The 319-nt window shown below is 70.8% G+C and carries 1 pseudogene; it reads right to left on the bottom strand.

From position 1 onward, the window contains the following. Window positions 1-319 (bottom strand): annotated as a pseudogene (locus tag SB822_RS55885) (FAD-binding oxidoreductase); the annotation flags it as partial.

Below are 319 nucleotides of genomic sequence, written 5' to 3'. Positions count from 1 at the left end.
TGTGATGCAGATGACGCACGCCCGCCGTGAATCCGCCGTAGTAATCGAAGCCGTATTCGGCCGCGCGCGCCTTCACCATGAAGTACTGGCGCAGCGCATCGCGCCCGGTCGCCGGGCACACCGGCGCGAAGTCCACATGCGCGCCCGCGCCGCCGCGCCAGTCGAGCATGCGAAACGCGCTCATCGCCGGGATGCCGGCCAGATTGCGATCGCCGCCCGCGGTGGGCTCGGCGTCGCCCGCATAACGCTTCGCGAAGACTCGCGCCTGCGGCACGCGCGCGAACGCGCGCCCGACGATCGCGTAGCGTGCGTCGATCAG

This window comes from Paraburkholderia sp. SIMBA_054 (genome assembly GCF_046534875.1).
Classification (GTDB): Bacteria; Pseudomonadota; Gammaproteobacteria; order Burkholderiales; family Burkholderiaceae; genus Paraburkholderia; species Paraburkholderia hospita.
This window is presented reverse-complemented; position numbering and strand designations above follow the sequence as displayed.